Raw genomic sequence first — 931 nt, 5'->3', positions numbered from 1 at the left:
TCCGCGCCACAAGCCCCGCGAGAGTCGTTGGCTGTGGTTCTGACGCCATGTCAGCCCTGATTGCACGCTCGTCGGGCAAAAAAAGAGACGCGCGGGCGGGGAACCCGTGCCGACGAATGCGTATCCAGCCCTTGCGTTCCCACCGTTTCACGCGGGCTTGAAGCGCACGATAACTCAGACGCACGCCGTTTCGCGCCAGACCGTGAAGCAGTTCGGCGTAAGTCGCTTCGCCCCGCGCCTGCAGAATCGAACGCACATGACCAAACACCCGTTCACGGCGTTTCATACCATAACACATTACGGCAACGCGGCGCGTGCGCGTTGTGGATGCGTATCGGCTGCAGCACCGTTGCGCGAAGTGGAAACCGACGGGCGGGCGGGTGCGCCCCGCGTGGAACAATCACCCCCCTGTGCGGTCAAGTTGACCGCACAGGGGGGGCGAAAAGCGGATGGGTGCAAGCAATCGCGGTGTGCGTGGGAGATGCACACGCGCACACTCGCTGCGTGCTTGTGCTATCCTGTGCAGGCGTTAGCGGCACACGGAGCAGGTGCCACCGTCTTTGGAGCAGTGCTTGCAATACTTGCAGTTCTTGCACGCTTTGCAGATCCCGTGTGGATTGCAGCGTGCAACCATCGGTTCCGCATCGCGTTGTGCAAGGCTTGCATACAGCGACGCACTCCCCAATGCGACCAGCACGGCGAGAACGCCAATCGTTAGGTTTCGCATACCCATAAGTTTCGGCAAAAGTAGCACAGTTCCTTTTTTTTGGCGCGCCGCAGCTCGCCGTTCGGGATTTCAACAAGCGTTCGCCATGCACGGCGCGTTCCAGCGAAGCTCGGCTGCTACAGCGCGCGAATTAACTATCGATCCGAGTCTTAAAAGCCCCCCGTAGTACGGTTTTCGGCACTGCACAGGTTGGGGGGGGTAGCA

The 931-nt window shown here is 60.6% G+C and carries 1 protein-coding gene; it reads right to left on the bottom strand.

Annotation, left to right across the window (positions count from 1 at the left end; genetic code table 11):
• A partial coding sequence (locus tag NW837_RS14610) for a hypothetical protein (RefSeq protein WP_414332299.1) occupies positions 1-286 on the bottom strand: 286 nt, incomplete at its 3' end.
• Positions 287-931 lie beyond the last annotated feature (645 nt).

This window comes from Synechococcus sp. R6-10, assembly GCF_047461815.1.
GTDB lineage: Bacteria > Cyanobacteriota > Cyanobacteriia > Thermostichales > Thermostichaceae > Thermostichus.
The sequence above is the reverse complement of the archived record's forward strand: the minus strand, read 5'-3'. Positions and strand labels throughout refer to the sequence as shown.